The organism is Inquilinus sp. (genome assembly GCF_057815775.1).
In genome coordinates this window covers 1-5109 of the sequence record NZ_JBYRFX010000815.1, presented here as the reverse complement: position 1 = coordinate 5109, position 5109 = coordinate 1, and the positions used below count along the sequence as shown (strand labels likewise).

The 5109-nt window shown below is 67.4% G+C and carries 5 protein-coding genes; 1 reads left to right on the top strand and 4 read right to left on the bottom strand.

Annotated features, from left to right (window positions below; genetic code table 11):
• Positions 1-44: 44 nt before the first annotated feature.
• The 4 genes from AC3XYG_RS29280 to AC3XYG_RS29265 all read right to left on the bottom strand — a co-directional run bounded on the left by AC3XYG_RS29280 (position 45) and on the right by AC3XYG_RS29265 (position 4357).
• The gene (locus AC3XYG_RS29280) at positions 45-410 is read right to left on the bottom strand and encodes a response regulator (protein WP_489143406.1); all 366 of its coding nucleotides are present in this window, start codon (positions 408-410) and stop codon (positions 45-47) included.
• The gene (locus AC3XYG_RS29275; RefSeq protein ID WP_489143405.1) at positions 403-1458 is read right to left on the bottom strand and encodes an HWE histidine kinase domain-containing protein; all 1056 of its coding nucleotides are present in this window, start codon (positions 1456-1458) and stop codon (positions 403-405) included. Before AC3XYG_RS29275 ends, AC3XYG_RS29280 begins: the two co-directional genes overlap by 8 nt.
• Before the next feature lie 217 nt (positions 1459-1675).
• Positions 1676-3331 (bottom strand): calcium-binding protein, encoded by a 1656-nt coding sequence (locus tag AC3XYG_RS29270; RefSeq protein WP_489143404.1) that lies wholly within the window; start codon positions 3329-3331, stop codon positions 1676-1678.
• Positions 3332-3484: 153 nt separating this feature from the next.
• On the bottom strand, positions 3485-4357 hold the full coding sequence (locus tag AC3XYG_RS29265; protein WP_489143403.1) for an alpha/beta fold hydrolase: 873 nt from the start codon (positions 4355-4357) through the stop codon (positions 3485-3487).
• A 183-nt stretch (positions 4358-4540) separates the two neighbouring features.
• Between AC3XYG_RS29265 and AC3XYG_RS29260 the strand changes: the two genes are divergently transcribed.
• A partial coding sequence (locus AC3XYG_RS29260; RefSeq protein ID WP_489143402.1) for a hypothetical protein occupies positions 4541-5109 on the top strand: 569 nt, incomplete at its 3' end.

Genomic DNA, 5109 nt, shown 5'->3' with positions numbered 1-5109 from the left:
CGACTATCTCGGCCGGACTGTCCCGTGGTGACCCGGCGGGACGGTCAGCGCGTCAGCACCCGCGCCAGGATCTCGGCCAGCTGCCAATCCATGAACGGCTTCTTCAGCACCGGCCGGTCCCGGTAGCCCTCCCTCATGCTGTGGCTGCTGTAGCCTGTCGAGAACAGGAACGGCACGCCGCGCGTCGCGAGCGCGTCCGCCACGGCATAGGTCTTGTTGCCGTTCAGGTTCATGTCCAGCATGGCGATGTCGAAGGCCTGCGCCTCGATCAGGGTGAGGGCCTGGGCCACCGTGGCGGCGGCCGTCACGGACGCGCAGCCGAGGTCGGCCAGCATGTCCTCGATCATGATGAGGACCAGCATTTCATCCTCGATCACGAGGATGCGCCGGCCGGCCAGGGGCTTATCCATCCCGGGCACCGTTCGGTGCGGGAAAGTCGACCGTGCAGATCACGCCGTCGGCAGGGTAGTCGAGGGCGACCGTGCCTTCCAGCTCGTGGGCCAGGCCGCGCTCGATGACCCGCGACCCGAACCCCTTGCGGGACGGGGGTAGCACAGGTGGCCCACCCGTCTCCTGCCAGCGCAGGACCAGGCGGTGCCCCTCCGGCGACGGCTTGACCGACCATGAAATCAGGACGGATCCGGTCTTGTTGGAAAACGCGCCGTACTTGACCGCATTGGTCGCGAGTTCGTGGAAGGCGATGCCAAGGGCGAGGGCGGCTTTCGGCGAGACGCGGATGTTTCCGCCAGTGATGGAAAAATGTTCCGACCGCCCATTGGCCACCCCAAAGGGCTCCAGGGCGGTCTTGACCAGGTCGAGCAGCCCCGCACCTTCCCAGTTCTCGTGGGTCAGCAGGTCGTGCGACCGGGACAGGGCGAACAGCCGCGACTCGATGGAGTCCCGCAGCACCTGGGGGTCGGACGTGTTCCGCAGGGCCTGCCAGACGATCGACTGCACCGTCGCGAGGGTGTTCTTCACGCGATGGTTCAGTTCGTCGATTAGCATCTTGGACTGGGCCTGCTCCTGCTTGTGGTCGGTCAGGTCCACGAAGGAGGCAAAATGCTGGACCACATTGCCGGCATCATCCCGCACCGGGCTGATCAGGATCGCGGACCAGAACAGGCTGCCATCCTTGCGCCGATAGCAGATTTCCGAACCGCCGGTGGTGCTCCCGGCAAACGCCGCTTCGATGCGCGCCAGGGAATCGGGGTCGGTGCCCCGCGCCATCAGGAAGTTGAAGCTTTGGCCCAGCACCTCTTCACGCGCGTATCCGGTCAGTTCGAGAAAGGCGTTGTTGGCAAAAATGATCGGATTGCCCGCCGCTTTCGGGTCAGTAAACAGCATCGCCATGCGCGTCGTCTCGGCGGCGACGACGAAAGGTCCAAGATCCTTTCGAAAGTCTTCAACTCCCGCCTCGGCGGCTTTTTGCGAGGCAGATTTGGCAATTATCTCAGGCATGATTTGGCTTCGTCCCGTCGTGCGGCGGCCCCAGCCACGTCAATTGCGCAAGACTGAACAATGGTTATCTTTTGTTAAAGTACAAGCTCGACGCCCGCCCATGAGGGCGTCCCGGCAAGCGGCCATGGGCCGGCGTGCCATCCAAAAGGCGGCTGATGCGGAGGGCACTCGGGGCCCGGCAAGGCCAGGACGCAGATGGGCGCCCCGGCCGTCGCTGTCAGAGGATAAAATCGCTCGCCGTCAGGGCGTGGTCGGAGATCACGTTGATGATCGCGTCCGGGGTCTTGTCGCCGTTGACGTCGAGATAGATGCCCTGGAGGCCGTTGTGGAAGTCGACGATCCGGATCTCGCCGGCATGGCCGGTCAAGCCGCCGGTGCCGAAGCTGAAGGCGGTGTCGCCGTTGGCGGCATTGCCGTCGGCATCGATGGCGCTGAGGTCGATCTTGTCGCCGGTGGTGAAGTCGGTGATCACGTCCTTGCCGGCCGGCGCCACCGTGCTGTCGGCGATGCTGGTGTAGACGAAGATGTCGTTGCCCGTGCCGCCCTTCAGCACATCCGCCCCGACTCCGCCGGTGAGGATATCGTTCCCGGCCCCGCCCGACAGGGTGTTGGCCCCGGCGTCGCCGGTCAGCACGTCATTGTGGTCGGAGCCGTAGACGTTTTCGAGTCCGGTCAGCGTGTCGCCCTGGGCGTCGCCGCCGGTGCCGAGGCCGGTCGCCAGGCTGACCGTCACCCCGGCCGTCGAGCCGGCATAAACCACCGTGTCGTTGCTGGCGCCGCCATCAAGGGCATCGGCCCCGGCCGCGCCATTAAGGACATCGTTACCGTCGCCGCCGCTCAACTGGTCCGCGCCGGTGCCGCCGAAGATATTGTCGTCCCCGGCCTCGCCGAAGACGATGTCGTTGCCGGTGCCGGCATCGATCATGTCATTGCCGATGCCGCCATGGAGGGTGTCGATCCCGTCGCCGCCGACAAGACGGTCGTTGCCGTCGCCGCCATCCAGCGCGTCGGCCCCGGCGGCGCCATACAGCACGTCGTCGCTGGCCCCGCCCAGCAGCGCATTGGCGCCGGCATCGCCGGTGAGATGGTCGGCGAAGGCCGAGCCGGTGACGTTCTCGATCGTCGCCAGCGTGTCGCCCTCGGCGTCGCCGCCATGGCCGGTGCCGAGCCCCAGATCGACCGTCACCGCCGCCGAGGATCCGGAATAGTCCGCTGTGTCCGTGCCGGCATCGCCGACCAGGATGTCGGCCCCGGCACCGCCGATGAGGACGTTGTTGCCGGCATCGCCGTGCAGGGAATCGGCCAAGGCCGATCCGGCCAGGTTCTCGATGCCGGTCAGGATGTCGCCGCTGGCCGCGCCGCCTGACACCTGGGCACCGGCCAGCCGCAGGTCGACCGTGACCCCGACCGTGGAGTTGCCATAGCTGGCCGTGTCGGTGCCGGCGCCGCCATCCAGCGTCTCGGCATTGGTGTTGGCGACCAGCGTGTCGTCGCCGCCCTCGCCACGCAGGACCACGGCGCTGCCGCCGGCGGCCGTGACCAGCACGTCGTTGAACGCCGATCCCCGCAGCTCCTCGATCCCGCCGGCGGCGGAGATGTGGCCGATCAGGGTGCCGTCGAGACCGCGGATGCTGCCGTCGAGTTCGGATATGACAACGCCCTGGCCGAAGGTGGAGTAGTCCAGGAGATCGTAGCCGTCATACCCGATGTATTGGGTGTTGCCGCCGGTGCCGATCATGATGTCGTCGCCGTCGAACCCGCCCAGGACGTCGCCCGGGGTGTAGATGATCCCAGTGTATCCCGGTGGGACGGTGAGCCCGTCGCCGGCGAGATGGAAAAAGTCGTTGCCGCCGGTACCGGAGATAAACGCCATGATCGATCTCAATCGGTTGTGGGCTGAAATCTGTCGGACGGATTTATCGAAATATTGCACTGTATCGATAGCGGATTGTGTCTTGGCCGCATAGGACAAGAGTCGCGGAATTTGCGGGAATCAGCGCCGGCCTGGTGCCGGCGGTCTGGAGCGTCAGGACAGCTTGAATGTCCCCACGATGGGCTCGCGATGCTCGCGGCCCGGGCTGCCGGAGACGTCGAGCAGGAACTGGCCGAGCAGGGGATCGAACGCCTCGGGCGCTTCCCAGAACGGCGCGTGTTTCAACCCGGGCAGGCGGTGGCACTCGCCCTCCCACAGATGGGCGTAGCGCAGGCTGTCGAGGTAATCGAGCCGGACGAACGGGTCGTCGGCACCGTTGACCACGGCCAGCGGCACGGGGGCGGTTTCCACCACCTGGCGCTGGTCGACACCGATTCCGGCCCGCGCCGCCTCGAACAGGATCTTGCGGGCCAGCCCGTGCGTGCGTTCCATCGCCTCGCGCAGGAACGGCGCGAAGCCCTCGCCGAAGATGGCGTGGCCGAAGGCGTCGATCTCCTCGGGCGACAGATGCTCCTGGCCCGCCAACTTCATGTGCGGGGCCGGGATGAACCCGTCGGCCATGCGGCCGCGCCCGACCGGCGGCGTGCCGCTGATCATCACACCCCGGATCCGGGGCAGCCGCGGCACCATCTCCAGGGCGATGTGGCCGCCCAGCGACCAGCCGAACAGCACGACATCGCCGACGCCGAGCTTGGCCAGGACCTCGATGGCGGCATCGGCCAGGCCGGGCCGGGTGTAGCTGCGGACCGGGTCCGGCGCGTCGGCGGACTCACCATGCCCCGGCAGGTCGAAGGTGATCAGGCGATGGTCCTGCGCCAGCTTCCCCGCCAACTGTTGGCGGAAGACGCCGCGGCAGGAGGAGTTGCCGTGGATCAGCAGGACCGGAACGTCGCCTTGGCCGGCCTCTTCGACCGCGATCGCGCCATGCGACGTCGCCAGCGTGTACTGCTTCGATGCTCCGGTCATCGGCATCCTCCTGCGGTCCTGGCGGCGGCCGGGTGTCCGGCTGCCGCCGAGCGTTCCATGACGGTAGGGGGCCCGTGTTTCGCCGGTGTGTCGCCACGGGTGGAAGGCGTTACCGCTGTAGCCGGTGGATAATACTGGCCGGACTCTGGACGGCCGGGTCCGATTCATGTTCTTCTTTTGTTCATGACAACGCCAGATCCAGCCCCGAAACCGCAAGCCGATCCCGACCAGGATCGGGCGACGCGGCGCGACCGGGTGCTGGCGCGGCTGGTCGAGATCCAGATGGAGGTCGCGGAGGCAATCCGGATCGAGGCGCTGGAGGACCCGGTCGAGGGCGTCGATTATTGCGGCCGGCTGGCCGTGATCGCCAAATCGGTGCGCCTGACCCTGCTGATGGAGGAGAAGGCCGGCCGGGAGCGCGAGGACCAGGAGGAGCAGGAGCTGGCCGTGGCGCATCCGCCGCCGGCCGGGCTGCATCCGTCCTGGCATGGTGCGCGGGTGAAGCTGGCCATGGCCGCGGCGATCCACAATGACTCCGCGTCCGACGAAGAGGTGATCCGCCGCTGCCGGGAGGCGGCCGAGCGGATGGAGCGGCCGGAGCAGGTAGAGACGATCGAGCGCTGCCCGGCGCCGGTGGCCGTCATCCGGCTGTGCCGCCGGTTCGGCCTGCCGGTGAATGTCCGGCGCTGCCTGATGGCGGCGGATCTCATCCTGAAGCGGATGGGCGCCTTCCCCGGCCCGGACGGCCCGCC

What these genes read in the sequence shown, in the direction of transcription:
- AC3XYG_RS29270 (WP_489143404.1), bottom strand. Translation starts at nt 3,331, where the DNA reads ATGGCGTTTATCTCCGGTACCGGCGGCAACGACTTTTTCCATCTCGCC.
- AC3XYG_RS29275 (WP_489143405.1), bottom strand. Translation starts at nt 1,458, where the DNA reads ATGCCTGAGATAATTGCCAAATCTGCCTCGCAAAAAGCCGCCGAGGCG.
- AC3XYG_RS29280 (WP_489143406.1), bottom strand. Translation starts at nt 410, where the DNA reads ATGGATAAGCCCCTGGCCGGCCGGCGCATCCTCGTGATCGAGGATGAA.
- AC3XYG_RS29265 (WP_489143403.1), bottom strand. Translation starts at nt 4,357, where the DNA reads ATGACCGGAGCATCGAAGCAGTACACGCTGGCGACGTCGCATGGCGCG.